Origin of the sequence: Bradyrhizobium sp. 87 (assembly GCF_023073015.1) — a bacterium.
Classification (GTDB): domain Bacteria; phylum Pseudomonadota; class Alphaproteobacteria; order Rhizobiales; family Xanthobacteraceae; genus Bradyrhizobium; species Bradyrhizobium canariense_D.
Genome location: NZ_JADPIQ010000056.1, coordinates 118,698 through 141,632, shown reverse-complemented (window position 1 = coordinate 141,632; position 22,935 = coordinate 118,698). Strand labels below are relative to the sequence as shown.

General features: G+C 64.2%; 26 protein-coding genes. 14 read left to right on the top strand and 12 right to left on the bottom strand.

Annotation, left to right across the window (positions count from 1 at the left end; all coding sequences use genetic code 11):
* Positions 1–50: 50 nt before the first annotated feature.
* Entirely contained in the window at positions 51–1,220 is a 1,170-nt protein-coding gene (locus IVB50_RS14680; protein WP_247296186.1) for an MFS transporter, read from the bottom strand.
* Between the two features lie 112 nt (positions 1,221–1,332).
* Here IVB50_RS14680 and IVB50_RS14675 point away from each other — a divergent pair, with 112 nt between their 5' ends.
* Positions 1,333–1,704, top strand: coding sequence for a helix-turn-helix transcriptional regulator (locus IVB50_RS14675; RefSeq protein WP_247296184.1), 372 nt, complete (start codon positions 1,333–1,335; stop codon positions 1,702–1,704).
* A gap of 264 nt (positions 1,705–1,968) precedes the next feature.
* Here IVB50_RS14675 and IVB50_RS14670 read toward each other — a convergent pair whose 3' ends face one another.
* A complete protein-coding gene (locus IVB50_RS14670) occupies positions 1,969–2,670 on the bottom strand; it encodes a class I SAM-dependent methyltransferase (protein WP_247296182.1) in 702 nt (233 codons plus the stop codon).
* Positions 2,671–2,783: 113 nt separating this feature from the next.
* Here IVB50_RS14670 and IVB50_RS14665 point away from each other — a divergent pair, with 113 nt between their 5' ends.
* Entirely contained in the window at positions 2,784–3,308 is a 525-nt protein-coding gene (locus IVB50_RS14665; RefSeq protein WP_007596666.1) for a DNA starvation/stationary phase protection protein, read from the top strand.
* Between the two features lie 124 nt (positions 3,309–3,432).
* Here IVB50_RS14665 and IVB50_RS14660 read toward each other — a convergent pair whose 3' ends face one another.
* Together IVB50_RS14660 and carA are read right to left on the bottom strand one after the other, a co-directional pair.
* The gene (locus IVB50_RS14660; protein WP_247296179.1) at positions 3,433–3,954 is read right to left on the bottom strand and encodes a hypothetical protein; all 522 of its coding nucleotides are present in this window, start codon (positions 3,952–3,954) and stop codon (positions 3,433–3,435) included.
* A 165-nt stretch (positions 3,955–4,119) separates the two neighbouring features.
* On the bottom strand, positions 4,120–5,310 hold the full coding sequence (gene carA / locus IVB50_RS14655; protein WP_026232561.1) for a glutamine-hydrolyzing carbamoyl-phosphate synthase small subunit: 1,191 nt from the start codon (positions 5,308–5,310) through the stop codon (positions 4,120–4,122).
* Positions 5,311–5,456: 146 nt separating this feature from the next.
* Here carA and IVB50_RS14650 point away from each other — a divergent pair, with 146 nt between their 5' ends.
* The 6 genes from IVB50_RS14650 to IVB50_RS14625 all read left to right on the top strand — a co-directional run bounded on the left by IVB50_RS14650 (position 5,457) and on the right by IVB50_RS14625 (position 10,702).
* Positions 5,457–6,185, top strand: coding sequence for an alpha/beta hydrolase (locus tag IVB50_RS14650; RefSeq protein WP_204512331.1), 729 nt, complete (start codon positions 5,457–5,459; stop codon positions 6,183–6,185).
* 33 nt (positions 6,186–6,218) lie between these two features.
* Positions 6,219–6,674, top strand: coding sequence for a GatB/YqeY domain-containing protein (locus IVB50_RS14645; RefSeq protein WP_018453597.1), 456 nt, complete (start codon positions 6,219–6,221; stop codon positions 6,672–6,674).
* A 160-nt stretch (positions 6,675–6,834) separates the two neighbouring features.
* Positions 6,835–7,971 (top strand): epoxide hydrolase family protein, encoded by a 1,137-nt coding sequence (locus tag IVB50_RS14640; RefSeq protein ID WP_247296249.1) that lies wholly within the window; start codon positions 6,835–6,837, stop codon positions 7,969–7,971.
* Between the two features lie 118 nt (positions 7,972–8,089).
* Positions 8,090–9,700 (top strand): acyl-CoA synthetase, encoded by a 1,611-nt coding sequence (locus tag IVB50_RS14635; protein WP_204512330.1) that lies wholly within the window; start codon positions 8,090–8,092, stop codon positions 9,698–9,700.
* A gap of 9 nt (positions 9,701–9,709) precedes the next feature.
* Positions 9,710–10,177, top strand: a complete 468-nt coding sequence (locus tag IVB50_RS14630) for a MarR family transcriptional regulator (protein ID WP_018453600.1) — start codon at positions 9,710–9,712, stop codon at positions 10,175–10,177.
* A gap of 81 nt (positions 10,178–10,258) precedes the next feature.
* Positions 10,259–10,702: a hypothetical protein gene (locus IVB50_RS14625; protein ID WP_018453601.1), complete on the top strand. Its 444-nt coding sequence runs from the start codon at positions 10,259–10,261 to the stop codon at positions 10,700–10,702.
* Here the strand turns inward: IVB50_RS14625 and IVB50_RS14620 are convergent, their stop codons facing one another.
* Complete coding sequence (locus IVB50_RS14620; protein ID WP_247296177.1) at positions 10,703–12,931, bottom strand: ATP-binding protein; 2,229 nt, start codon at positions 12,929–12,931, stop codon at positions 10,703–10,705. It lies immediately after the preceding gene.
* 310 nt (positions 12,932–13,241) lie between these two features.
* On the opposite strand from IVB50_RS14620, the gene IVB50_RS14615 reads away from it, so the two are divergent.
* Positions 13,242–14,015, top strand: coding sequence for a DUF2189 domain-containing protein (locus tag IVB50_RS14615; RefSeq protein ID WP_018453603.1), 774 nt, complete (start codon positions 13,242–13,244; stop codon positions 14,013–14,015).
* 27 nt (positions 14,016–14,042) lie between these two features.
* Here IVB50_RS14615 and IVB50_RS14610 read toward each other — a convergent pair whose 3' ends face one another.
* Positions 14,043–14,234 carry a hypothetical protein gene (locus IVB50_RS14610; RefSeq protein ID WP_018453604.1) on the bottom strand — a complete coding sequence of 64 codons (192 nt, stop codon included), beginning with the start codon at positions 14,232–14,234 and terminating at the stop codon, positions 14,043–14,045.
* Positions 14,234–15,040 carry a transglutaminase family protein gene (locus IVB50_RS14605; protein ID WP_247296175.1) on the bottom strand — a complete coding sequence of 269 codons (807 nt, stop codon included), beginning with the start codon at positions 15,038–15,040 and terminating at the stop codon, positions 14,234–14,236. Before IVB50_RS14605 ends, IVB50_RS14610 begins: the two co-directional genes overlap by 1 nt.
* 360 nt (positions 15,041–15,400) lie before the next feature.
* On the opposite strand from IVB50_RS14605, the gene IVB50_RS14600 reads away from it, so the two are divergent.
* Entirely contained in the window at positions 15,401–15,625 is a 225-nt protein-coding gene (locus IVB50_RS14600) for a hypothetical protein (protein WP_007614662.1), read from the top strand.
* An 18-nt stretch (positions 15,626–15,643) separates the two neighbouring features.
* Here the strand turns inward: IVB50_RS14600 and IVB50_RS14595 are convergent, their stop codons facing one another.
* From IVB50_RS14595 to IVB50_RS14585, 3 genes are read right to left on the bottom strand one after another with little or no spacing between them, the layout of a single operon-like run.
* Positions 15,644–16,156 carry an SRPBCC family protein gene (locus tag IVB50_RS14595; protein WP_247296174.1) on the bottom strand — a complete coding sequence of 171 codons (513 nt, stop codon included), beginning with the start codon at positions 16,154–16,156 and terminating at the stop codon, positions 15,644–15,646.
* The gene (locus IVB50_RS14590) at positions 16,153–16,623 is read right to left on the bottom strand and encodes an SRPBCC family protein (protein WP_204512327.1); all 471 of its coding nucleotides are present in this window, start codon (positions 16,621–16,623) and stop codon (positions 16,153–16,155) included. Before IVB50_RS14590 ends, IVB50_RS14595 begins: the two co-directional genes overlap by 4 nt.
* A complete protein-coding gene (locus IVB50_RS14585; protein ID WP_007614659.1) occupies positions 16,616–16,930 on the bottom strand; it encodes a metalloregulator ArsR/SmtB family transcription factor in 315 nt (104 codons plus the stop codon). Before IVB50_RS14585 ends, IVB50_RS14590 begins: the two co-directional genes overlap by 8 nt.
* A 111-nt stretch (positions 16,931–17,041) precedes the next feature.
* On the opposite strand from IVB50_RS14585, the gene IVB50_RS14580 reads away from it, so the two are divergent.
* Positions 17,042–17,662, top strand: a complete 621-nt coding sequence (locus IVB50_RS14580; protein ID WP_085384410.1) for a LysE family translocator — start codon at positions 17,042–17,044, stop codon at positions 17,660–17,662.
* An 11-nt stretch (positions 17,663–17,673) separates the two neighbouring features.
* On the opposite strand, the gene IVB50_RS14575 is transcribed toward IVB50_RS14580, so the two are convergent.
* Positions 17,674–18,480 carry an N-formylglutamate amidohydrolase gene (locus tag IVB50_RS14575; RefSeq protein WP_247296173.1) on the bottom strand — a complete coding sequence of 269 codons (807 nt, stop codon included), beginning with the start codon at positions 18,478–18,480 and terminating at the stop codon, positions 17,674–17,676.
* 91 nt (positions 18,481–18,571) lie between these two features.
* On the opposite strand from IVB50_RS14575, the gene IVB50_RS14570 reads away from it, so the two are divergent.
* Together IVB50_RS14570 and IVB50_RS14565 are read left to right on the top strand one after the other, a co-directional pair.
* A complete protein-coding gene (locus IVB50_RS14570) occupies positions 18,572–19,483 on the top strand; it encodes a transglutaminase family protein (RefSeq protein ID WP_018453611.1) in 912 nt (303 codons plus the stop codon).
* A gap of 45 nt (positions 19,484–19,528) precedes the next feature.
* Positions 19,529–19,927 carry a gamma-glutamylcyclotransferase family protein gene (locus tag IVB50_RS14565; protein ID WP_247296171.1) on the top strand — a complete coding sequence of 133 codons (399 nt, stop codon included), beginning with the start codon at positions 19,529–19,531 and terminating at the stop codon, positions 19,925–19,927.
* Here the strand turns inward: IVB50_RS14565 and IVB50_RS14560 are convergent.
* A complete protein-coding gene (locus IVB50_RS14560; RefSeq protein ID WP_018453613.1) occupies positions 19,924–20,487 on the bottom strand; it encodes a chlorite dismutase family protein in 564 nt (187 codons plus the stop codon). The genes IVB50_RS14565 and IVB50_RS14560 overlap by 4 nt on opposite strands.
* A gap of 161 nt (positions 20,488–20,648) precedes the next feature.
* Between IVB50_RS14560 and dnaG the strand changes: the two genes are divergently transcribed.
* Complete coding sequence (gene dnaG / locus IVB50_RS14555; RefSeq protein WP_247296168.1) at positions 20,649–22,661, top strand: DNA primase; 2,013 nt, start codon at positions 20,649–20,651, stop codon at positions 22,659–22,661.
* The last annotated feature ends 274 nt before the right edge of the window (positions 22,662–22,935 follow it).

Here is a 22,935-nt window from a genome sequence, read left to right as displayed (position 1 = left end):
GGTGGGTCTTAGACCAGTTTTCCGGGCGGCGAAACCCCGAAAAACGCCCATCAACCGGCAATTTTGACCGGTTTTGGCCGGGCCTGCCAACCGCGGGCGAGATGGACCAGAAGAGCCGCCGAAACGCTTAATCCGCCGACCCAGCCGAGATCGGCGGGGCTCCACGCCGCAAGCACGGCGCCGCCCAAGGCACCGCCGATCGCAAAGCCGAGATACATGGCCGAGGCGTTGAGCGAGAGCGCGATCATCGAGGCCTGTGGCTCGATCCGGATGATGCTGGCGACCTGGGCCGGGTAGAACGCCCATCCCGAGATGCCCCAGAGGAAGATCGCACCTAGCACCGCGTAATGCGCCTGTTCCGGCATCAGCTTCAGGACCAGCGAATGCAGGATCAGCGCGCTGGCCATGCCGGCAAGTCCGAGACCTGCTGTGGCGAGCGTGCCGAGCCGGTCGGCCAGGACGCCACCGAACATGTTCCCGATCGCGGCGGCGCCGCCGAACACCAGCAGCGCGAGGCTGATCTGCGACGCATCGAATCCAAGGCCGCGCAGCGGGACCGCGAAATAGGTGAAGACGGTGAAGCCACCGAGCGCCCATAAAATCGTGATCAGAAGCGCCGTCAGGACATTGCGGTGACGCGCCACTGCCAGCCGATCGCTGAGCGAGGCCGTGTTGCGTGGCAGGCCGCGGGGCAGACCGAGCAGGAGGCCGGCGAGCGCAACGGCACCGATCAGGGCGACCATGGCAAAGGTCGCGCGCCAGCCGAGCAGGCTGCCGACGAGATTGCCGAGGGGAACGCCGATGACGGTCGCAACCGTGAGGCCCGAGGTAACCAGCGCCACCGCGCGGCCGCGTCGCTCCGGCGCGGCGACGGCCACGGATACGGCCAGCGCGGTCGGCATGCACAGCCCGGAGCCCAGCGCCATCAGCATGCGCGAGGCCAGCAGCAGGGCGTAATTCGACGCCACCATCGCCGCGAGGTTTCCGGCGATGAAGGTCGATAGCGCCAAGGCCAGCACGGTGCGGCGGTCGATATTGTTCAGTGTCACCGCCAAGATCGGCGAGCCGACCGCATAGGTGAGGGCGTAGGCTGTGACCAACTGCCCGGCGGCGGGGACGGAAATCGCCAGGTCCGTGGCGATCGACGGCAAAAGCCCAGCAATGACAAAGCCTTCCGTGCCGATCGCAAAGGCTCCCAAGGCCAACCAGAATACGCTCATCGGAGAAATCCCTATGTTCAACGTTTATTGAACTATTGATGGGACCGGGTCAGGAGTCAATTGGTTCAAGAACTATTGAACATCCAGGTCATTTCGCTATGCTCTTCGGACGATGAGCCGCACCCCACCCCACCCCACCCGCGAGCAGATCGAACTGCCGATGGTTCTGGATTGCCTGAGCGATCCGATCAGATTGGCGATCGTGTACCAGCTCGCGCAGCAGGAACGTGTCAGCGGCGAGCTGTGCTGTGGCGATTTCAACGGGCTCAGCGGCAAGTCGAATCTTGCCTATCACTTCGCCAAGCTGCGCGAATGCGGCCTGATGCAGACCCGCGTCGCCGGCACCAACCGCTTCGTGCGCCTGCGCCGCGACGATCTGGACGCACGCTTTCCGGGCCTGCTCGATGCTGTCATCACCTCCGCGGCAAAAGATGCCGACCGGCTGCGGCTTGTGTCGGAATGTGAAGTGGTTGAGGCTGATTGAGGATTGGGCGGCCAGTCCCTCTACGCTTGCCCTTCGCTCCAGCTACGCCGGACACGCTTAGCCCCCTTCGGGCCTCGCGTGGCTGCGCCACGCGTAGCCCCGTGAGGGGCGAAGCGTGGAGACCCGGCCTGGATTTGAACCAGGATAAAGAGCGATGCATCGCCCTCGCGTAGACACTTCCGCCACCGGGCCGCGGCGATCATTACCGATCGGGGTGCGACAAGCCACCTCAGGCAGACGTTATGCTTAACGGATCCACCAAGCTCAACGGACCAGCGGCGGCCGCGCGACGAACGTCATGCGCCAGCTATTGTGGCCGATATTGCGGTGAGCACGCTGGACCGCGAAGCCGACTCCCTTGAGCGTGGCGGTGATCTCCTCCTCACTGTAGCGCTGTAACCCGATGCGCGTTCGCAGCTGACGGTAATCCGACAGTGCGGTGCTGATCAGCCCGATCAGTGCATCTTTCAAAAAGCCGTGACGCAGGCCGAAGCTGAGCAGCGCCGTAACGTCCCTGAACATGCCGACATTGGGCTGGAGGATATCGCCCAGCACGAGCTTGCCCGAGGGCTTCAGGATACGGGAGAAGTTGAGGAGCGCGGCGTCGAGCTCGTCCGGCGTCATGTATTGCGCGACCGAGTTCATCACGACGAGATCGATCGACTGCTCCTGCATCTTGCGGACGTCGTCGAGCGAGCGGACGCGGATTTTCGTGTTCGGGGCAAACCGCGCGATCAACCGGCCGCGTACGCCGGGCGCAGGCTCGGCGAGGATCAGCTTGCCGCAGGCCGCCGCGACCTGGCTCGCCGACAGCGCCTCGCCGCAGGCATAGTCGAGCACGGTCGCCTCGGGCGAAGAGATGTAGCCGATGATGTCCCGCGCGATGATCTGGAAGTGCAAGTCGCGATGCAGCTTGCTGACATAGATCGTGTGCGTCGAGTCGTAATAATCGATCCAATCGTCCATGGTCGTCGAGGGCCCCGGCCAAACGGTTCCGTTGCAGGAACCGGCGCTGCCCGCCTGCGTTAGGGGTGCGGCGGCGCGCCGTCAATGTCTGCGTCCTAACAGGAAGGTTTCCCGTGAGCAAAGCTCCACAAAAGGTCTCGCCCGACCTCGACACGCCCACCGATCTGTCGTCCCAGGCGGTCAACAAGGTTTCGGAGGCACTCAACGTGCTTCTGGCCGACGCGTTCGCGCTGTATCTGAAGACCAAGAATTTCCACTGGCACATCAGCGGCCGGCATTTCCGCGACTATCATCTGCTGCTCGACGAGCAGTCCGACCAGATCTTCGCCACCACCGACCAGCTCGCCGAGCGCGTCCGCAAGATCGGCGGCACCACGCTGAAATCGATCGGGCAGATCGCCAAGCTCCAGACCATCAAGGACAACAACGAAGACTATGTCCCGCCGCGCGAGATGCTGCGCGAGCTGATGCAGGACAACAAGCATGTCGCCGCCGCAATGCGCAAGGCGCACGAGGTCTGCGACGACGCCGGCGACGTCGCCAGCGCCAGCATCCTCGAGAACTTCATCGACGAGACCGAGCGCCGCACCTGGTTCCTGTTCGAAGCCACAAGACAGGAAGGCGCGAACGAGGCGTAGGGGCACACTGTCGTAGGGTGGCCAAAGGCGCGCTCTTCGCGCGCCGTGCCCACTATCTCTCCGCAGTTCAAACTGTTTGGTGGGCAGGCTTCGCTTTGCCCACCCTACTGCACCGTCTTTGTAGCTACCGCCACAACCGCATCAACGCCCCGTTCTTGCCCCTCACCGGATCGGCCGGCGGCCGCGCGACGTTTGGAATCGTCTTCAGCGCCTTGGCGTGGTTCTCCGGTGTTGCGCGGGTGACCTCCATCTTCGCGCCCGGCGGATAGGCGCCGATCACGCAGAAATCCGCGCTGGCCTTGATGCGTTGGTGACCTGTGCCGGCGGGCAGGATCGCGACGTCGCCGGCCTTGATCTCCAGCTCCTGGCCGTGGTCGCCGCCGAAGCGGACGCGCGCGCTGCCACGCGCAACGCCGAGCACCTCGTGCACCGTTGCGTGATAATGCAGATAATCGAACACGCCATTGCGCCACGTGCCGCCCCAGCCGTTCGCTTCGAACAAGCGTTCGATCGTCTCTTCCGGCTGTCTGGAATCGAGCTTCACCGCGGCCTGGTAGACCAGGAAGGGGAGGATATTGTTGGGCACGAGCCCGTCATCCTCAAATACGATGGCGAGCGGCTCGGCATTGTCGCGGACGACAGACATAAGAGGCTCCTGCGTGAGCGTAGCAGTGATCAACGAAGGGAGTTAAGCGGCGTTCCTCGTTCCGCTGTCATTCCGGATTCGCGCTGCGCTGCGCCCGGAACGACAAGAGCCCGGGCGAAGGCCCGGGCTCGATGTCGTCAAAGCAGTTGCAGGAGAGCGCGCGCCCTACACGCTCTTGTTCTGCCGCATCAGATCGGCAAAGCGCTGGAACAGATAGTGCGAGTCGCGCGGACCCGGTGAGGCCTCGGGGTGGTACTGCACCGAGAACACCGGCTTGCCGTCGAGCTGGATGCCGCAATTGGAGCCGTCGAACAGCGAGATGTGGGTCTGCGTCGCGCCCGTCGGCAGGGTGCTCTCGTCGACGGCAAAGCCGTGGTTCATCGAGGTGATCTCGACCTTGCCGGTGGTCTCGTCCTTCACGGGATGATTGGCGCCGTGATGGCCCTGGTGCATCTTCTTGGTCTTGGCGCCGACGGCGAGGCCGAGCATCTGATGGCCAAGGCAAATTCCGAATGTCGGCGTGCCCGACTTGATCACGTCCTGGATCACGGGCACGGCATATTTGCCGGTCGCGGCCGGATCGCCGGGACCGTTCGACAGGAACACGCCATCCGGCTTCATCGCCAGGATATCCTCGGACGACGTCGTTGCCGGCACCACCGTTACCTTGCAGCCGACGCCGGCGAGCAGGCGCAGAATGTTGCGCTTGATGCCGTAATCGATGGCGACCACGTTGAACTCAGGCTTGTCCTGGCGGCCAAAGCCCTTGTCCCAGAGCCAGGGCGTCTCGTCCCAGGTGAAGCGCTGGCCTGAGGTGACCATTGGCACCAGGTCCATGCCCTCGAGGCCGGGCCATTCGCGCGCTTCTTCCTTCAAGCCGTGCAGGTCGAACTCGCCGTCCCTGGCGTGCGCGATTACGGCGTTGGGCATGCCCTTGTTGCGGATCAGCGCGGTCAGCGCGCGGGTGTCGATGCCGGAGAGGCCGATGATGCCGCGCGCCTTCAGCCACTGGTCGAGGTGCTTGGTGGCGCGATAGTTCGAGGGATCGGTGATCGCGGTGCGCAGGATCACGCCGCGCGCGCCGGGCGTCGCGGCCATGTTCACCGTCTCGATGTCGTCGTCGTTAGTGCCGACATTGCCGATATGCGGGAAGGTGAAGGTGATGAGCTGGCCGGCATAAGAGGGATCGGTGAGGATCTCCTCATAGCCGGTCATCGCGGTGTTGAAGCAGACCTCGCCGACGGCTTGGCCTTCGGCGCCGAGGCCAAAGCCTTCGAGCACCGTGCCGTCGGCAAGCACCAACAGCGCGGTCGGTTTGTGGTCCGGCCAAGCGTGATCGTTATCATGTTGTGTCATGAGCCCGGTTCATAGTCCCCGCGGGCGCTGCCGTCAAAGCGGAGATGCGCCGATTCACATGCGTTTTTGCATATTTGACAGGTCGGCTTGGGCCCCTAAGCTCCGCAGCATAATTTCCGGCAAATTCCGGGGCTCGGGAGGCAATAATGGACCAGACGACGCCGATTCTGCTGGTTCCGGGATTAGCCTCCTCGGCCCGGATCTATGCACCGGTGATCCCGTCGCTGTGGCAGTTCGGCCCGGTGATGGTCGCCAACCATATTCGCGATGACAGCATGGCGGCGATCGCCCGGCGGGTGCTGAGCGAGGCGCCGCCGCGCTTCGCGCTCGCCGGCCATTCCATGGGCGGCTACATCGCCCTCGAGATCATGCGCCAGGCGCCCGAGCGGGTGGCCAGGCTCGCGCTGATCAACACTCAGGCGCGGCCCGACACGGAGGAGGCGACCGCACGCCGCCGCGGCCTGATGGAGCTGGCCCGGCGCGGGGAGCTGCGTGCCGCGCGCGAGGAGATGTTTCCCGAACTGGTGCATCCGTCGCGCCGCGACGATGCAGGCATTCGCCAGCTCGTACACGAGCAGGGCGATGACGTCGGCGTCGAAGGCTATCTGCGGCAGCAGACCGCGATCATCGCGCGGGTGGATTCACGGCCGACGCTTGCGACGATCAAATGCCCGACATTGGTGCTGACGGGCGATCAGGACAACACGATTCCCAACGCATTCTCGAAGGAGATGGCGGAGGGCATTGCCGGCGCAAGGCTCGTCGTTCTGGAGAATTGCGGACACCTGCCGCAACCGGAGCAGCCTGCGGCGACGGTGCGGGCGCTGGTCGAATGGCTGGGAACCCCGGTTGTCTCCGGGCTGCGAACGGCCTAGATCAGGCGTCGGATAGTCTAGGGGATCACGATCATGCTGCGCGACGACATCAACAATGCGGTCAAGGAGGCCATGAAGGCCAAGGAAGAGCGCAAGCTGTCCACGCTGCGCATGGTCAACTCGACCATCAAGAACGCCGACATCGAGGCGCGCGGCAACGGCAAGCCGCCGCTCTCGGACGCGGACTTGCTCGGCGTGTTTCAGAAGATGATCAAGCAGCGCCAGGAATCGGTTGAGCTCTACGAGAAGGGCGGCCGTGCCGAACTCGCCGCGCAGGAGCGCGACGAGATCGCGGTGATCTCCGCGTACTTGCCGAAGCAGATGTCGGATGACGACGTCAAGAAGGTGATCTCGGACGCGATCGCCGAGACCGGCGCCGCCGGCATGAAGGACATGGGCAAGGTGATCGCCGTGTTGAAGACCAAGTACGCCGGCCAGATGGATTTCGGCAAGGCCTCTGGTTTGGTGAAGGCTGCTCTGACGGGCTAGGCGGCCGCGCCGAAGGTTTGCCAGGAGCTGACAGACTATCATCCTGGTCACGCCCGGCCTTGTGCCGGGCATCCACGTTCTTCAAAATGGAGAGAAAGAACGTGGATGGCCGGGACGAGCCCGGCCATGACGAGAACCTCCGATGAGCAGGGCCTCTCCCATGACCGCCATCAAGCCGTTCCGCATCGCCATCAGCGACGACGTCCTCACCGACCTCAAGTCGCGCCTCGCCCGCACGCGCTGGCCGGAGGCGGAGCTGGTCGATGATTGGAGCCAGGGCGCGCCGCTGGCATGGATCCAGGAAATCTGCACCTATTGGGCTGATGGCTACGACTGGCGCGCGCGCGAAGCGAAACTCAACTGCTTCGAGCAGTTCACCACCGAGATCGACGGGCTCGACATCCACTTCCTGCATGCGCGCTCGAAGGAGCCGTCGGCACTGCCGCTGATCATCACCCATGGCTGGCCCGGCTCGATCGTCGAATTCCAGAAGGTGATCGCGCCCTTGGTCGATCCTGTCGCGCATGGCGGCAATCCTGCCGATGCCTTCCACGTTGTCTGCCCGTCGCTGCCGGGCTTTGGCTTTTCCGGCAAACCCAAGACCACCGGCTGGGGCGTCGATCGTATCGCCGCGACCTGGGCCCAGCTGATGGACCGGCTCGGCTATATCAGGTACGGCGCGCAGGGCGGCGACTGGGGCTCGGCAGTGACGACCTCGCTTGGCATGCAGGACGCCGAGCATTGCGCCGGCATCCACATCACGCTCGCCTTCAACGCCGCGCCGAAAGTCGAGGGCGAACCGACGCCGGAAGAGAAGCGCGCGCTCGCCGGCCTCCAGCATTACGTCGACCTCGACTCCGGCTATTCGAAGCAGCAATCGACGCGGCCGCAGACACTCGGCTACGGCTTGACGGATTCGGCGAGCGGGCAGGCGGCCTGGATTCTGGAAAAATTCTGGGCCTGGACCGATTGCAACGGTCATCCCGAGAACATCTTCACCAAGGACGAGCTGCTCGACAACGTCATGCTCTACTGGGCGACGGAGACCGCGACCTCGTCGGCGCGGCTCTATTGGGAAAGCTTTGGCAAGCGCCGGACCACGCCGGTCGTCAAGGTGCCGACGGGCGTGGCTGTCTTTCCCAGGGAGATCATCACGCCGGTGCGGCGCTGGATGGAGCCGAACTTCCGCAACATCACGCATTGGAGCGAGATGGAGAAGGGCGGCCATTTCGCCGCATTCGAGCAGCCGGAGCTGTATGTCGGCGAGGTCAGAAAGTTCTTCCGGACGGTGCGCTGAGACGCATTCTCCGTCAGGCCCGGACTTGTCCCGGGCATCCGCGCCCTTAAACTCAGGTCAAACAAGAACGTGGATGGCCGGGACAAGTCCGGTCAGACGACGCTGCCGGGAAACGACCATGCTCACCGAAGCCAGCACCTATGACGAACTCTACGGCAATTTCCGCTGGGAGATCCCGGCGCGCTTCAACCTGGCGGAGGCCTGCTGCGATCGCCACGCCGACGGCACCGGCCGGCTGGCGCTGGTCTATCTCGATGAGAACGGCGCCATCACGCGCACATCCTTCGACGATGTCGCGGAGATGTCGCGCCGCTTCGCCAATGTGCTGAGGGCGGATGGCCTTGTCCGCGGCGACCGCGTCGCGGTGTTCCTGTCGCAGTCGCTGGAGCTGCCGATCGCGCACATGGCCGCGTTCCGTTCGGCGATGATCTCCATTCCGCTGTTCGCATTGTTCGGCGAAGACGCGCTGGAATTCCGCCTGTCGAACTCGCAAGCGAGGGCGATCGTCACCGACGAGGGTGGCTGGGAGAAGCTTTCGAAGATTCGCGACCGTCTGCCGGAGCTGAAGAAGGTCTACATCGTTGGCGAACGAACGCCGGCGGGTACGACATCGTTCTGGAATTCGGTCAAGGCTGCATCGCCCGACTTCAGGCTGGTGGACACGTCTGCTGACGATCCCGCGCTGATCATCTACACCTCGGGCACGACGGGCAATCCGAAGGGCGCGCTGCACGCCCACCGCGTCGTGCTCGGACATCTCCCCAATGTCGAGATGTGCCACAACTTCCTGCCGCGCCCCGGCGATCTGATGTGGACGCCGGCGGACTGGGCCTGGATCGGCGGCCTCATCAACGGCCTGTTCGCGTTCTGGTACCACGGCATTCCCCTGGTCGGTCACCGCGCGCGAAAGTTCGAGCCGCAAGCGGCGATGCAGATGATGGCCGATCTCGGCGTGCGTAATGTGTTCCTGCCGCCGACCGCGCTGAAGCTGATGCGGCAGGCCGGCGTGACGCATTCCGGCATCAAGCTGCGCAGCATCTTTACCGGCGGCGAGTCCCTCGGCGGCGAGCTGCTCGGCTGGGTGCGCGAGACCTTCGGCGTCGACGCGCACGAGGTGTTTGGCCAGACCGAATGCAATCTCGTGATCGGCAGCAACGCGAATCTGTTTCCGATCCGCCCCGGTTCGATGGGCAAGGCGACGCCGGGTTTCGACGTCCGCATCGTCAATGACAGAGGCGAGGAGCAGCCACGTGGCCAGCGCGGCATCATCGGGGTGCGCCAACCCTGTCCTTGCACGATGCTCGAATACTGGCGCAATCCGGAGGCAACGTCGAAGAAATATGCCGGCGAGTTCCTGCTCACCGGCGATCTCGGGGTGCAGGACGAGGACGGTTACTTCTGGTACGTCAGCCGCGAGGACGACGTCATCACCACCGCCGGCTATCGTGTCGGCCCGTCCGAAATCGAGCACACGCTGATGAAGCACCCGGCGGTGGCGATGGCGGCGGTGGTCGGCATTCCCGATCCGATCCGCACTGAATCGATCAAGGCCTGGATCGTGCTGCGCCCGGGCTTTGCCGCCAGCGACGCACTCGCGCGCGAGATCCAGGAGTTCGTCAAGGTGCAACTCGCCGCCCACGAATACCCACGGTTCGTGGAGTTCGCGGAGACACTTCCAATGACCGCCACCGGAAAGGTGCTGCGGCGCGAGCTGCGGACGAGGGGTTAGCTTCCTGCAATGGCAAAGACGTCTCAAGCCGCGGGGCTTCACCGCGCTTCACTTGCGAAGCTGAGCGAACTCGATGCGGCGCTGGAGCTCATGTATTACGGCTGGCGCGGCATGACACTCGAAGCCGACGCATATCTCGCCAAGCAAGGACTGTCGCGCCCGCACCATCGCATCCTCTACGTGGTGGCGCGCCGGCCCGATATCGCGATCGGCTCGCTGATCGAGATCCTCGGCATTTCCAAGCAGGCCCTGAACCGGCCGCTCAATTTGTTGCTTGAGCGCAAGCTCCTGACCTCAAAACGCTCGCCCGAGCAGCATCGCTCGAAGCTGCTGCGCCTGACGGCCGCGGGGCAGCGCATCGAGCAGCGCGCATCGGACCACGAGCGCAAGGTGCTGCGCGAGGCGTTCGATCGCGTCGGAGCGACAGGTGCGGCTGCGTGGATGGGCGTGATGGAGGCGATCGCCGACACCAACTGACGATTCCTGAAGTCAACATGGTTGACATGAGGAGCGGGCTTTGCCACTTTCCTGGCCAACGAGCCGTGGGAGGGCTCCGCCATGCGTCTTTCGGATATCGTGCTGCTCCTCAACGCGCTCTGGTTCGGCGGCGCCTTCATCCAGTTCAGCATTGCGCAAGCCAATACACTGAAGATTCTCCTGCCGCGGGAAGAGCGCACCAATCCGATCGCGCCGACATTGTCGGCCAGCGTGGCATTCCTTGGCGGCATCAATCTGCCGATCGGCCTTCTGTCGCTCTACCTTCTGGCAGCCCGTCCGGTCTTCTTCCAGCCGGTCGAAGCGCAGCTGGTGCTGTTCCTGTTCTTTGCCGCCTGCCATTTCAGCCAGTTCGCCTACAACCTTCCGGTCCTGCTGCGCGGAGGACGCGTCGGGGTCGCTTATTGGCCCGTGTTGAAAGGCCCGATGCTCAGGATCTTCGTCATCGACGCGGCCTTGTTCGTGGCCAATCTGGGTGCGGCGCTTCTCCTCGCGTCGCGCTCCTGACTACCGCGACGGCGTCGACAGCGCAGATCGCAGCATGGCGGCGAGGTCTCGCCGCCGGAACGGCTTGGTCAGGATGCGGGCATCGCCGATTGCGTCGGGCGCCGAGACCGGATTTTGGCTGTAGCCGGAGGTGAAGAGCACCTTGAGCCCGGGTCGCAGCTGGATTGCTTGCCGGGCAAGCTCCGGCCCGAACATGCCGCCGGGCATCACGACGTCGGTGAACAGCAGGTCGATATCCCCGGACTGGCGCAACAAGTCGAGCGCCGCCGGGCCGCTCGCGGCCGTGATGACGCGATAGCCGAGCGTCTTCAGCTCGCTTTCGACATAAGTCCGAACCATGTCGTTGTCTTCGACGACGAGAATGGTCTCGCTTCCTTCGCGCGTGACGATCCCTTCGGCGGGTGAGGCGTCCTCGTTTGGCGGTGTTGCCAGGCGGGGAAAGAACAGCCTGACGGTGCTGCCTTGTCTCGGTGCGGACTGCATCTGCACCAGCCCGCCGGACTGCCGCACAAAACCGTAGACCATGCTCAGGCCGAGCCCGGTCCCCTTGCCGACCTCCTTGGTGGTGAAGAACGGCTCGAACGCCCGGCTCGCCACCTCGGCGGTCATGCCGCTGCCGGTGTCGATCACGGCCACCATGACATAGTCGCCTGGTCGCGGTTCGCCATTGATGTCCAAGTCGGATTCACCGAGCGAGACGTTGCGCGCCTCGATGGTCAGCCTGCCGCCCAACTGCATGACATCGCGCGCGTTGAGCACGAGATTGAGCAGCGCAGTCGTGAGCTGGCCGGGATCGACGCTGATCAACCACAGGTCCGGTGCGAGCGCGAAGGTGCATTCGATGTGCTCGCCCAAGGGGCGGCGCAACAAGTGCTCCACCTCCTTAATCTTTTCGCCGATGTCGATGTCTCGCGGCCTCAGGGGCTGCTTGCGCGCGAAGGCGAGCAGGCTCCGCGTCAGGTCGGAGCCGCGTTCGGCAGCTGTCGCGATGTCGCCGGCGATCCGGTGCAACTCCTTGTTCCCCGCCAGCCTGTCGGCAAGGTGCTCCGAATTGCCGAGAATGACGGTGAGGAGATTGTTGAAGTCATGCGCCACACCGCCGGTGAGCTGACCCATGGCCTCCATCTTCTGGGATTGGCTGAGCTTCTGGTTGAGGTCCGCGATGGCCGCCCGTTGCTGCTCAAGCGATTCGGCAGTGTCGTTGAGCAGGGTCATCAATCCGCCCAGCTCGCCGCGCGGATGGGGAGGAGGAATTCGCGCGTTGAGATCGCCGAGCCCGAGTCTCTTCGCCATGTTGGCGAGCCGCCCGACCTGGCGCCCGACGCTCACGGTCGCGAGGATCCATACGCCGGCCAGCAGCAGCAGCAAGGCCACCGCGAGGATCGCCATATCCTCATAGAGCCGGCGATTCGCCGCCGCGACCAATCCGTCCTTGGACCGTCCGACCAGGATGTAGAGGCCGGCATCACGGATCGAAGGTGAGTGGGCGACGGCCCAGACCTGCGTGCGGCCGTCGCGATCGGTCACTTCCTGAAATGCCTTTTGATCGGGAGCCGTCGCGAAGCCGAGCAGGTCGGATCCCGCGATCGACGCGCCCACGGGCGCGGTCCAGCCGGCTCCCAAGGGAGCGACGAGAACGGTGCCCTTGCCGTCGATGAGCAGAATATCCTTCTCGGCGAGCAGCCGCTTGTGGTGATACTCGGCGAATTTGCGCAGGTTGAACGAGGCAAGCAGCACCAGCTTCAGCGCGCCCGCCTCCGATCGCACCGGATATGCGATCTGGAGCACCGATATTCCGGTCAGCCGGCCGAATACCGGCTCAACCACGACGTTGCGCGAGACCAGGGCCTGCTTGAAATAGGCGCGATCCCTCAGATCGAGGGTGCGGTTGGTCCGCAGCGAGTCGCAGAACAGGCTGCCGTCCGGATCGATGGTCAGGATTCCCGTGAACTGAGGGTATTCCTCGCGCACGTCCGACAGAAACGCCGAGCACGCCGCCTTGTCGCGCGTGTCGAGGTCGCGCGCGCGGGCCAGACCATAGTGAAGCTGAGCGGTGCCCTGAATCTTCCCACCCAGATCGCTCGCAATGTCGTCGGCCGAGGCCGACAGATTGGCCAGGGCGGCGTTGACTTCACTGCTCCGGTTCTGCACGAAACGCAGCCCGACGAGGCTCGCCGGCACCAGCATGGCCGCGATGACGAGTATCAGTAGTCGGGTACGCAAGCTCATCGGTCGGACGGTCCATTCGAGTCATCGCGCTCGTTCAAAGACTCAATTTGCGGCACCACCCGCCGCTCAGTCCATAGGCATCGGGTCGAAAAAGTCCCCGACGGGGAAAGATTTCGAGCCGCGGGCAGGACGGATGAGCTTCCCGAAGGACGCGCGCCGTCGGCGCGGTGGTTTTCCCGGGTCTGCGCCGGCGGCTTCGGGATACTGTCGTCCAGCCAACAACTCGCGCGTGCGCACCTGCCGCGGGGACGCTAAGATCGAGTCAATCCGCGTGCGACGGAGATCGCGCCGGCGAACGAGGAGGAAGCTGATGTCCATTTCGGGCAAGGTCGACCCGGTGGTGCGTCCCGTCGCGGCGACCGACATCGCCGAGGCGCTGGTCGAAGGCCTGCGGGATTTCCAGGCGCTGCCGCTTTACGGCCTCTGCTTCGGTACGCTCTACGCCGCCGGCGGCATCGCCATCATGCTGTGCTTCACTGCGTTCGGCATGGTCTATCTGGTCTATCCGCTGGCCGCCGGCTTCGCGCTGCTCGGGCCATTCGTGGCGATCGGGCTCTATGAAGTCAGCCGCCGTCGCGAGCGCGGCGAGCCCGTCTCGCTCGGCGCGATCTGGTCGGCTGTGCGCGCGCGCAGCGAGATCGGCTGGATGGCCTTCGTCACGCTGTTCGTGTTCGTGGTCTGGATGTATCAGGTGCGGCTTCTGATCGCGCTGCTGCTTGGCCTGCATGCCTCGTTCTCGAGCCTGCAGGAGTTCATGACGGTGGTGCTGACCACGAACGAGGGCCTGCTGTTCCTCGGCATCGGCAACGCGGTCGGCGCGGTGCTGTCGCTGATCCTGTTTTCGCTGACGGTCGTGTCGTTTCCGCTGCTGCTCGACCGCGAGGTCGATTTCGTCACGGCGATGGTGACAAGCGTGCGCGCGGTCGTGGCCAGCCCGCTGCCGATGATTGGCTGGGCCGCGGTGATCGTGATGGTCCTGATCGTCTCGGCGCTGCCGTATTTTCTGGGGCTGGTGGTGACGCTGCCCGTGCTCGGGCACGCGACCTGGCATCTTTATCGGCGGATCGTGGTGCCGGTGGCGTAGCGGGAAGCCGGACGCAACGGCAGCGAGCTATTCGCCGGTTGCCAGCCGGCGTTCGCCGGATGAGGTCAGTTCGAGTTCGCCGAGGCGCCTGATTGCATAACCGAGGTTGGTCAGGCGCTCGCCGTGCGCTTGCGGGATTTCGCCTTGCGCCTTGCCCTTGCCGATCTCGGCCAAGGACGCAAATTCATCGGCGCTGAGTGCAACGCTGCTGTCTGTCATCAGGCAACCTCGTCGGTCCATACCTTGAAATTGACAAGGGTATTCGGACCGAAGGTTTGGGTGATCGGGACGTCCGCGGCATCGCGTCCTTGTGCGATCAACACGCGACCGATCCGCGGCGTGTTGTTGCGCGGATCGAACATGTGCCAGCTTCCGCCGAGATAAGCCTCAAACCAGCCGGCGAAATCTCCCACGGCCCAGGGCTTCGGCGTGCCGATGTCGCTGAGATAACCGGTGCAGTAACGCGTCGGGATGTTCATGCAGCGGCAGAACGCGATGGCAAGATGAGCATAGTCGCGGCACACGCCCTTGCCTTCGTCGTAGGCTTCCCGCGCCGTCTTGGTCGCGCGCGCGTGCTCATAGCCGAAGGCGATGTGACGATGAACGAAATCGCAGATGGCCTGGACCCGCGCCCAGCCGGGCGGCGTGTGCTCGAACAACTTCCATGCGATATCCGACAGGCGATCGGTCTCGCAGTAGCGACTGCCGAGCAGATAGACGAGCGTGTCGGTCGGCAGCGCCTCGACGGCGTGCTGAGCCGCGTTCGGGAACACTGGATCGGGCAGGCCGCTGTCGCTCACGACGCCGTCGCCGGCAAGGCGAAAGGCGCCAGCCGGCGCCACGATGCGGCTGCACCAATTGCCGAAGAGGTCGCGATAGGGAGTGATCGGCACCGAGGGTCTGGTGGTCAGCAGGTCGGGCACGATGACATCGGAGGCGCGGGTGAAGTGCGTGCCCAGCACCATGATCATAGGCGTGGGCTGCGGGAATTCGTACAGCATCTCAAACCCGACGCGGAGCTTCATACGATTTTCCCTTGGCTAAGCTCGTAACATGGCTACGAAGCGGCCGATCACAAGGCTTTGACGGCTTATTCGGTCGCGGGCGGCAATTGGCGCCTCAAAAGTGCGGCACGGGCGAGAAAATGATAGCTAATTGCGGCGATTGCGCGCACGGTGCGGGAATGTCGAAAGATCTGTCGTTTCTGCGCCTATGCAGCGCCACGACTATTCGCGCGACGTGAAGCGCCTCATTCCCTCGCAGCGGCGGAGCCGACTCGTAGCGACGTCGTAACAGCGGTCGTCGCGCATATTGCCCACTCCAGCGGTGAGTTGGACGCGGCAGGCGCGTGCCGCGGACACCTGAAGGTTTCACCGCGATCGATCATGAGATCGAACGCCAACCGAAAGCACCCGATGCAAACTCAACCGATGCAAGCTCTCTCGCCACGGCACGTCAAGACAGAAGAAGCGCTCCGGCTCGGCGTCGAGTCGGGCTGGTACGCGATCAAGGTCAGTGGGACCTTTGTCTCGGGCCCGCACGACTCGGAAGCGGATTGCAGTCGCAAGATCGACGAAATCAATCCGCCTCCGGTGAAGAAGAAGCGATGACGACACGGAGTTCGCCCGCTACGGCGTCTTGATACCCATCGCCTTCAACGCTTCCAGCATCTGCGCCGGCGGCGCCATCTTGATCTGCGGCGCCTTGCCCGTTTCCAGCAGGCTCTTCAGCCCCGACAGGATTGCGGGCCAGCCGGTGCGGCCGCCGGAAAGGATGTCGTCGCTGAGCGGGCGGTCGTGGCGTTCGCTCACGGTGAGGCGGACGGCCTCGCCGGCTTGTTCAATCTCGTAAGTGACAAGCATCGCGCCGAGCTTTGCGACGAGGTCGGGCCAGTTGACGTTCCACGTCACCGTCAGCTTGTTCGGCGGATCGTATTCGAACACATCGCCCGAAATGTGTTCCGAGCCATCAGGCGCGCGCACGACGAATTTGCCGCCGAGTCTTGGCTCCATCTCGACCGCAAAGCCGGAGAAATATTGGCGGCTGAACTCGGCGGAGGTCAGCGCCTCCCACACCTGGTCCGGCGTCGCGGCGATGTAAATCGTGTAGACGGTGAGCGGCTTGAACCGATCGAGGTTCATCTTGCATCGAATCCCTTGTTGAGGGCTGCGTGCGGAATGGCCAGCACCTTGCCGCTTTCCAGCAGGCTCTTGAGCCCGGACAGGATCGCCGGCCACCCGTTGGAAACGGCGCCGAAATATTTGCCGCCTTCGACGAAGCCGTCATGCAGCACCGTCAAACGCACGAGCGAGCCGAACGGTTCGATGGTAAAGACCACCCGCGAGATCGGCTCACCGCGCAGCTCCTCGTATTTTTGGTGCTTGAAGCTGTAAGACAGCCGCCGCGGCGGATCGGCTTCGAGGATCTCGCCGGAATCGGTGGTCTCGCCGTCCAGCAGCAGCGCGAAAGGGGAGCCGATTTTCCAGTCGGACCTGACCTCGGCGCCGAACCAGTATTGCTTGGTGAACTCGCTCGATGTCAGCGCCTCCCACAGCCTCGTTGGCGTTGTCTCGATGTAGGTGACATAGACGAATTGCGGCTTACTCATCACGCTTCTCCAACTGGCGTTTCAACTCGCCGAGTGCGGCGAGCTTGCCGCGCTCGAATTTCTTGATCCAGCGTTCGCCGATCTGATGGATCGGAACCGGATTGAGATAGTGCAGCTTCTCGCGGCCGTGCCTGATGGTCGTGACCAGATTGGCCTCTTCCAGAATGGCAAGGTGCTTGGTCACGGCCTGGCGCGTCATCGCGAGGCCTTCACAGAGTTCGTTCAGCGTCTGGCCGTTCCTGGCGTGAAGTCTGTCGAGCAGCGACCGTCGTGACGCATCGGCGAGCGCTTTGAAGACCTCATCCATGGCGGCGATAATAGGCAACCAAATGATTGCATGTCAAGCGCAAGGTCGTGACTTCCGTTCCCGCCCTCGCCATGCATTAATGCCGCAAACCGCTCCCAGCGAGTCCTCCCCATGATGTCTCTGCAAGCCTATCTCGCCTTCCTTGCCGCCTGCATCGCGCTCGCGCTGTTGCCGGGGCCGATCGTCACCCTCGTTATCGCCAACGGGCTGCGCCACGGCACGCGCGCGGCGCTGACCAATGTGGCCGGTGCGCAGGCCGGCCTCGCCATCGTCATCGGCATCGTCGCGGTCGGACTGACCTCGCTGATGGCGACCATGGGGTATTGGTTCGACTGGGTGCGCTTTGCCGGCGCCGCCTATCTGGTCTGGCTCGGCATCAAGCTGATCTGGGCGCCGGTCGAGGGCGTCAATGTGGATGAGCCGCCGGCGCCGCCGCGCGGCGGATTCTTCCTGCAAGGTTTCCTGGTGCTGCTGTCGAACCCGAAGGTGCTGGTGTTCTTCGGCGCCTTCATCCCGCAGTTCATGGACATGAACCGCGACCACTTCCCGCAGGTCGCGCTGCTGGGAGCCACCTTCATGGTCACTGCGGTGATGACGGACGCGCTCTACGCCATCGCCGCGGGGCGGGCCCGGAAGTTCTTCTCGGCTCGCCGCACCCGCATGATGTCGCGCATCTCCGGCGGCTTCATGATCGGCGGCGGCATCTGGCTGGCGCTGACCAGGGCGAAATAACCGCCGTCGGGCTAATCGACCAGCCTTTCCGCCCGCAGTTCAACCTCGATCTCTGCAAAAATCCGCGCCAGCCGCTCGGCCCATTGTTGCTGGCCAGACTGGTCGGCGATCAGATCCTGGCGGATCTCAATGCCGGTATTGACGAGGCCGCGAGCTTCGCCGTGCACGGGGATGGTGTAGTCGGTGAGGTCGTTCACCGCATAGGGCTCGTTGTCGCCCACGACGAGATCGCTCTCGCTGCGGAGATGCCTGAGCAGCAGCTGCGGCAGCACGGTGTCGCGATTGTAGAGCGCGCCGATGTGCCAGGGACGCGCGACGCCGGCGTAAACGGGCGTGAAGCTGTGCAGCGACACCAGCACCGTCGGCCGCTTGTCGTGCACGCGGCGGTCGATCGCGGCATGGATATGCCGGTGATAGGGCTCGAAAATCTCGCGGCGGCGCGCTTTGCGCTCCTGCTCCGAAATTCCCTCGTTGCGCGGGATCGCGGTTGCTTCGGAAATCAGGGGAATCGAGCTCACGGCGGCGGGCGGGCGGTTGCAGTCGATCACCAGCCGCGAATAGCGCTGGGCGATCAGATGTGCGCCCAGCATCTCTGCCAGCCGGTCGGCGACGCCCCCAATGCCGATGTCCCAGGCGATATGCCGCGTCAGCTCGTTCTCGGCGACGCCAAGATCGCCAAGCGCAGCCGGCAGGACCCTTCCGTAGTGGTCCGAGGTGAGCAAAAAAGGCGATGTCCCTTGCGCATTCACCTCGTGCACCGGGGGGACGTCACCCTCGCTGAGGAGTTGATTGGTCGCCCCGATTGTGTCTAAAGCCATCCTGATTGCCTAATGAAACAGCAGTCACCCCGAAGAATCGGGCGGGATTGCTATAGATTGGTCCGCCCGACATCACCATGATTGCCTGACGATGCCGTTGCTGACGATTCATCACAAGACCGAATATCGCTACACCCGCCCCGTGGCGTTCGGCGAACACAGGATCATGCTGCGGCCGCGCGACGGGCATGATCTGCGCGTGCTCGACTCCAGGCTCGAGATATCGCCCGAGCCGATGTCGCTGCACTGGATCCACGACGTGTTCGGCAATTCCGTCGCGATCGCGAATTTCGACGAGCGCGCGGACGCGCTGATCTTCGACTGGCACGTCACCGTCGAGCACAATCCGGTCGAGGAGTTCGCGCTGACGCCGGACGACTCGGCCTATTTCTATCCTTTCGCGTATGACGATGAGGAGTTTCCCGACCTCGTCCACTACATCACGCCGCAATATACCGATCCCGATGGCGAGATCGCGGAATGGGCGCGCGGCTTTCTCGACGAGGACGCGCCGACGCCGACCTTCAAGATCCTGAGCGGCATGACCCACGGTATCCGCGAGCGGTTCAAGTACCGCAAGCGCCACGAGCTGGGCACGCAGCATCCGCTCGACACCTTGCAGTCCGGTAGCGGAACCTGCCGCGACTACGCTCTGTTCATGATCGAGGCGCTGCGTCATCTCGGAATCGCCGCACGATTCGTCTCCGGCTACATCTTCCTGCCGGAGGATATCGAGCAGCGCCATGTCGGCGGCGGTTCGACGCATGCCTGGGTCCAGGTCTACCTGCCCAGCGCGGGCTGGATCGAGTTCGATCCGACCAACGGCATCGTCGGCACCCGCGACCTCATCCGCGTCGCGGTCGCCCGCGATCCGCGCCAGGCAATCCCGCTGCACGGCGTCTATATCGGCCCTGCCGGCGCGTTCGACGCCATGGACGTGACCATCAGGGTGGTGTCGGACGAGCAATGCAGCGGCGAGACACTCGAGGCGGAGGTTTTGTAGATCCGCTGCGATTTGCACGCTGCCGATTGATGGTTATAGAAGGCCATGACCTCCAATCGTCTCTTCGTCTACGGCACGCTGATGCGCGGCTTCGACCATCCGATGGCGCGGTTGCTTGCGGGCCACGCGGATTTTCTGGGTGAAGCGACCTGCCGCGGCCGGCTCGTTCTGGTGACGCATTATCCGGGGCTGCTGCTCTCCGATGTGCCGTCCGACCGCGCCCACGGCGAACTCTTTCACCTGCGCGTGCCCGACGAACTCTTGCGCGAGCTCGACATGTACGAGGCCTGCGGCGAGGGCTTTCCGGAGCCGACCGAATATCTGCGCCAGCTGGTCGACGTGACAGGTGCAGACGGGGTGACGGCACCGGCCTGGACTTACATCTACAACTGGCCCGTCACCGATCTGCCGCGCATCGAATCCGGCCGCTTTCTTGGGCTCTAGCCCGACAGCACTTCCTTCACTGCGCGCACGTCGACCTCGCGCTCGACATAACTCCACTCCTCGGTTCGCCTGAGCATCGCGACCAGCTCCTCGAACAGCGAGGCGTGCGCAGGCGCGAATTCGAACCAGGTCAGGAAGTCGAAGGGCCCGCCGAGGTCGCGGCAATGATAGAGCTGCCGCGCAATCGCAGGGAGGAAGCGCAGGCTGTTCGCGATGTGATGCGACTTGTCCTCGAAGATCCTGCGGCGCTCTTCCTGGGTCAGATCCCACCAGGCCTGCGACTTGCGGATCGGGATCAGCGCCCCACTGGTTGCTTCCAGCCGGCCGAGGCCGGCCTGCACGGCAGTGAGCTGCTGCTTCTCCGGGCGCTCGGTGTAGCGCAAGCTGCTCGCGACACCGACCAGGCGCCAAGCATTGCGCGAGGGCACCAGCGGCAACGCGATGGCCTCGCTGTCGGTGACCGACAGCGTTGGCATGAAGGCGAGGGGCTCGCCCGTCACCGGCGAAATCGAGGTGATGCGCCAACCCCCGCTCTGGCCGCCTCGGAAGGTCCTGAACATGGCCCCCATGGAAGCGTGGAACCGGGCCGGGTTCAAGCTTTCCGTCGAATCTTCGACCTGTGAATAGCCGGGAGAAGCCCTAAGTGCATCGTATTTCCCGGGGGCATCCTTATATGCCTATTCGTTGGCAAAACGCCCGACTCACCCCAGAAATCAACCTGATGCGCTTCACGCCCCAATTCCTCGACGAGCTTCGGGCCCGGCTTTCGGTCTCCGAAGTCGTGGGCAAGCGCGTCAAACTGAAGAAGGCGGGGCGAGAGTGGAAGGGGCTGTCGCCGTTCCAGCAGGAAAAGACGCCGTCCTTCTACGTCAACGACCAGAAGGGCTTTTACCACGACTTCTCCTCCGGCAAGCACGGCGACATCATCAGCTTCATGATGGAGACCGACGGCCTGCCGTTCGCGGAGGCCGTGGAGCGGCTCGCCAATATGGCGGGCCTGCCGCTGCCAGCGGTGACGCCGGATGCAGCGCGTCAGGAGCAGCGGCGCCGCTCGCTGCATGACGTCATGGATCTCGCCGCCAAGTTCTTTGCCGAGACGCTGGCCTCGCGCGTCGGCGCCAAGGCGCGCGGCTATCTCGCCGACCGCGCGATCTCGCCGGCGACGCAATTGCAGTTTCGGCTGGGCTATGCGCCACCTGATCGCTTTGCGCTGAAAGAGCATCTCGGCAAGCTCGGCGTCTCCGTCGACGACATGGTCGAAACCGGCATGCTGGTGGCCGGCAACGACATCCCGGTGCCCTATGATCGCTTCCGCGATCGCGTGATGTTTCCGATCATGGATCTGCGCGGCCGCGTCATCGCCTTCGGCGGGCGCGCGCTGGAGAAGGACGTTCCGGCCAAGTACCTGAACTCGCCGGAGACGCCGCTCTTCCACAAGGGCGACAATCTGTACAACCACCAGACCGCGCGCAAAGCCACCCATGACGGCAGCCCCCTCATCGTGGTCGAAGGCTATGTCGACGTCATCGCCATGGTCACCGCGGGCTTTGCCGGCAGCGTGGCGCCGCTCGGCACCGCGCTCACTGAAAACCAGCTCGCGCTGCTCTGGAAAATGGCGGACGAGCCGATCCTCTGCTTCGACGGCGACCGCGCCGGCCAGAAAGCCGCTTATCGTGCCGCGGATCTCGCCTTACCCTTCCTCGCGCCCGGCAAGAGTCTGCGCTTCGCCCTGCTGCCGGAAGGGCAGGACCCCGACGATCTCGTGCGCTCCGGCGGTCGTGGCGCGATCGAGGAGGTGATCGCGGCGGCGCGTCCGCTCGCCGAGATGATCTGGTCGCGCGAGCTCGAAGGCGGCAATTTCGCCACGCCCGAGCGCCGCGCCGCGCTAGAGGCGCGCATCAAGGAGCTCTCCAACGGCATCCGCGACGAGGTGGTGCGGCGCTATTACCGGCAGGATCTTGCCGAGCGGCTTCAGCGCGCCTTTGCCCCCGAAGGCGCACGCGGCGGCTTCGGCGGCGGCCGTGGCAATTTCCGCCCCGGCTCGGCCGGCCGTCAGTTCCAGCCCCGCGGTGGGGGAGGCGCGAATCGATTCGGCGGTCAGGGATTTGGAGGCCGCCGCGGCCCACCCGGGCCCATCCAGCTGCCCTCCGGACCCTACCAGGCGGCGAGCGCGCAGCTCGCGGCAAGCCCGATCATGCGCGGCCAGCGCAGCGCCATCTCCCGCCGGGAGGCCCTGATCCTGCAAATCCTGATCAATCACCCCTGGCTGCTGCACGATCATCTCGAGGAAGTCGCGGCCCTGGAGCTCGCCCATCCCGAGGTCCATAAGCTCCGGGCCGGCATCATCGCCGCCTTTGCCAACGACCATCACCATTCGCCGGACCCCGGCGAGCTCGCCGAGAAGATGCGCAGCGATCTCGAGAAGGGCGGATTTTCGCAGGCTCTTCAAAGGGTTGAGAGCGGTATCACGACCGCGGCGGTGTGGGGCGCCCGTGAGGGCGCCGCACGGGACGACGTTCTCTCCACCTGGCATCAGCTGGTCGCCTTGCATCGGCAGTACCATTCACTACTTAGAGAGCTGAAAGACGCCGAGCTGGCCTTGGGGGATGATCCCAGCGAGGCCAACATGGCGTGGCTGCGCGACGTCAAGGCTCGGATAGGCGAAGTCGACGGCACCGAGGCCCTGATCGAGGGTTTTGGCGAGCTGTCGGGCCGGTTCCAGAAGAGCGTGTGATGAAAGAATCATGCGGACGGCCGGGACCGGAACCGCTAAAAGACTCGCCAAATCCGAGGTTTGGCGGCAAAAACAGGGTTAATCGAGGCTTAACGGTCTTGTAGCACTTTGGCCACCAGGCGGCCGCAGGCAGAACAGACGCGTCAGGAATGAATCCGCGCAATTGCTGTTGGCACTACACCTGTATCCGCTGCGACAAAGAGGCTCTACGAAGCGTTAGGCAAATCCGGCGAGTGAAAGGTCGGGGGTGGCGACAAGAGGTCCGCGCCGCCCT

Bases quoted from the DNA above. Each gene is read 5' to 3' on its own strand.
- IVB50_RS14600 (WP_007614662.1), top strand. From the start codon at position 15,401: ATGAGATCGAACGCCAACCGAAAGCACCCGATGCAAACTCAACCGATG.
- IVB50_RS14650 (WP_204512331.1), top strand. From the start codon at position 5,457: ATGGACCAGACGACGCCGATTCTGCTGGTTCCGGGATTAGCCTCCTCG.
- IVB50_RS14620 (WP_247296177.1), bottom strand. From the start codon at position 12,931: ATGAGCTTGCGTACCCGACTACTGATACTCGTCATCGCGGCCATGCTG.
- IVB50_RS14675 (WP_247296184.1), top strand. From the start codon at position 1,333: ATGAGCCGCACCCCACCCCACCCCACCCGCGAGCAGATCGAACTGCCG.
- IVB50_RS14610 (WP_018453604.1), bottom strand. From the start codon at position 14,234: ATGACAGACAGCAGCGTTGCACTCAGCGCCGATGAATTTGCGTCCTTG.
- IVB50_RS14670 (WP_247296182.1), bottom strand. From the start codon at position 2,670: ATGGACGATTGGATCGATTATTACGACTCGACGCACACGATCTATGTC.
- IVB50_RS14645 (WP_018453597.1), top strand. From the start codon at position 6,219: ATGCTGCGCGACGACATCAACAATGCGGTCAAGGAGGCCATGAAGGCC.
- IVB50_RS14660 (WP_247296179.1), bottom strand. From the start codon at position 3,954: ATGTCTGTCGTCCGCGACAATGCCGAGCCGCTCGCCATCGTATTTGAG.
- IVB50_RS14580 (WP_085384410.1), top strand. From the start codon at position 17,042: ATGATGTCTCTGCAAGCCTATCTCGCCTTCCTTGCCGCCTGCATCGCG.
- IVB50_RS14560 (WP_018453613.1), bottom strand. From the start codon at position 20,487: ATGTTCAGGACCTTCCGAGGCGGCCAGAGCGGGGGTTGGCGCATCACC.
- IVB50_RS14625 (WP_018453601.1), top strand. From the start codon at position 10,259: ATGCGTCTTTCGGATATCGTGCTGCTCCTCAACGCGCTCTGGTTCGGC.
- IVB50_RS14575 (WP_247296173.1), bottom strand. From the start codon at position 18,480: ATGGCTTTAGACACAATCGGGGCGACCAATCAACTCCTCAGCGAGGGT.
- IVB50_RS14595 (WP_247296174.1), bottom strand. From the start codon at position 16,156: ATGAACCTCGATCGGTTCAAGCCGCTCACCGTCTACACGATTTACATC.
- IVB50_RS14640 (WP_247296249.1), top strand. From the start codon at position 6,835: ATGACCGCCATCAAGCCGTTCCGCATCGCCATCAGCGACGACGTCCTC.
- IVB50_RS14565 (WP_247296171.1), top strand. From the start codon at position 19,529: ATGACCTCCAATCGTCTCTTCGTCTACGGCACGCTGATGCGCGGCTTC.
- IVB50_RS14630 (WP_018453600.1), top strand. From the start codon at position 9,710: ATGGCAAAGACGTCTCAAGCCGCGGGGCTTCACCGCGCTTCACTTGCG.
- IVB50_RS14615 (WP_018453603.1), top strand. From the start codon at position 13,242: ATGTCCATTTCGGGCAAGGTCGACCCGGTGGTGCGTCCCGTCGCGGCG.
- IVB50_RS14570 (WP_018453611.1), top strand. From the start codon at position 18,572: ATGCCGTTGCTGACGATTCATCACAAGACCGAATATCGCTACACCCGC.
- IVB50_RS14585 (WP_007614659.1), bottom strand. From the start codon at position 16,930: ATGGATGAGGTCTTCAAAGCGCTCGCCGATGCGTCACGACGGTCGCTG.
- carA (WP_026232561.1), bottom strand. From the start codon at position 5,310: ATGACACAACATGATAACGATCACGCTTGGCCGGACCACAAACCGACC.
- IVB50_RS14605 (WP_247296175.1), bottom strand. From the start codon at position 15,040: ATGAAGCTCCGCGTCGGGTTTGAGATGCTGTACGAATTCCCGCAGCCC.
- IVB50_RS14680 (WP_247296186.1), bottom strand. From the start codon at position 1,220: ATGAGCGTATTCTGGTTGGCCTTGGGAGCCTTTGCGATCGGCACGGAA.
- IVB50_RS14635 (WP_204512330.1), top strand. From the start codon at position 8,090: ATGCTCACCGAAGCCAGCACCTATGACGAACTCTACGGCAATTTCCGC.
- IVB50_RS14590 (WP_204512327.1), bottom strand. From the start codon at position 16,623: ATGAGTAAGCCGCAATTCGTCTATGTCACCTACATCGAGACAACGCCA.
- dnaG (WP_247296168.1), top strand. From the start codon at position 20,649: ATGCGCTTCACGCCCCAATTCCTCGACGAGCTTCGGGCCCGGCTTTCG.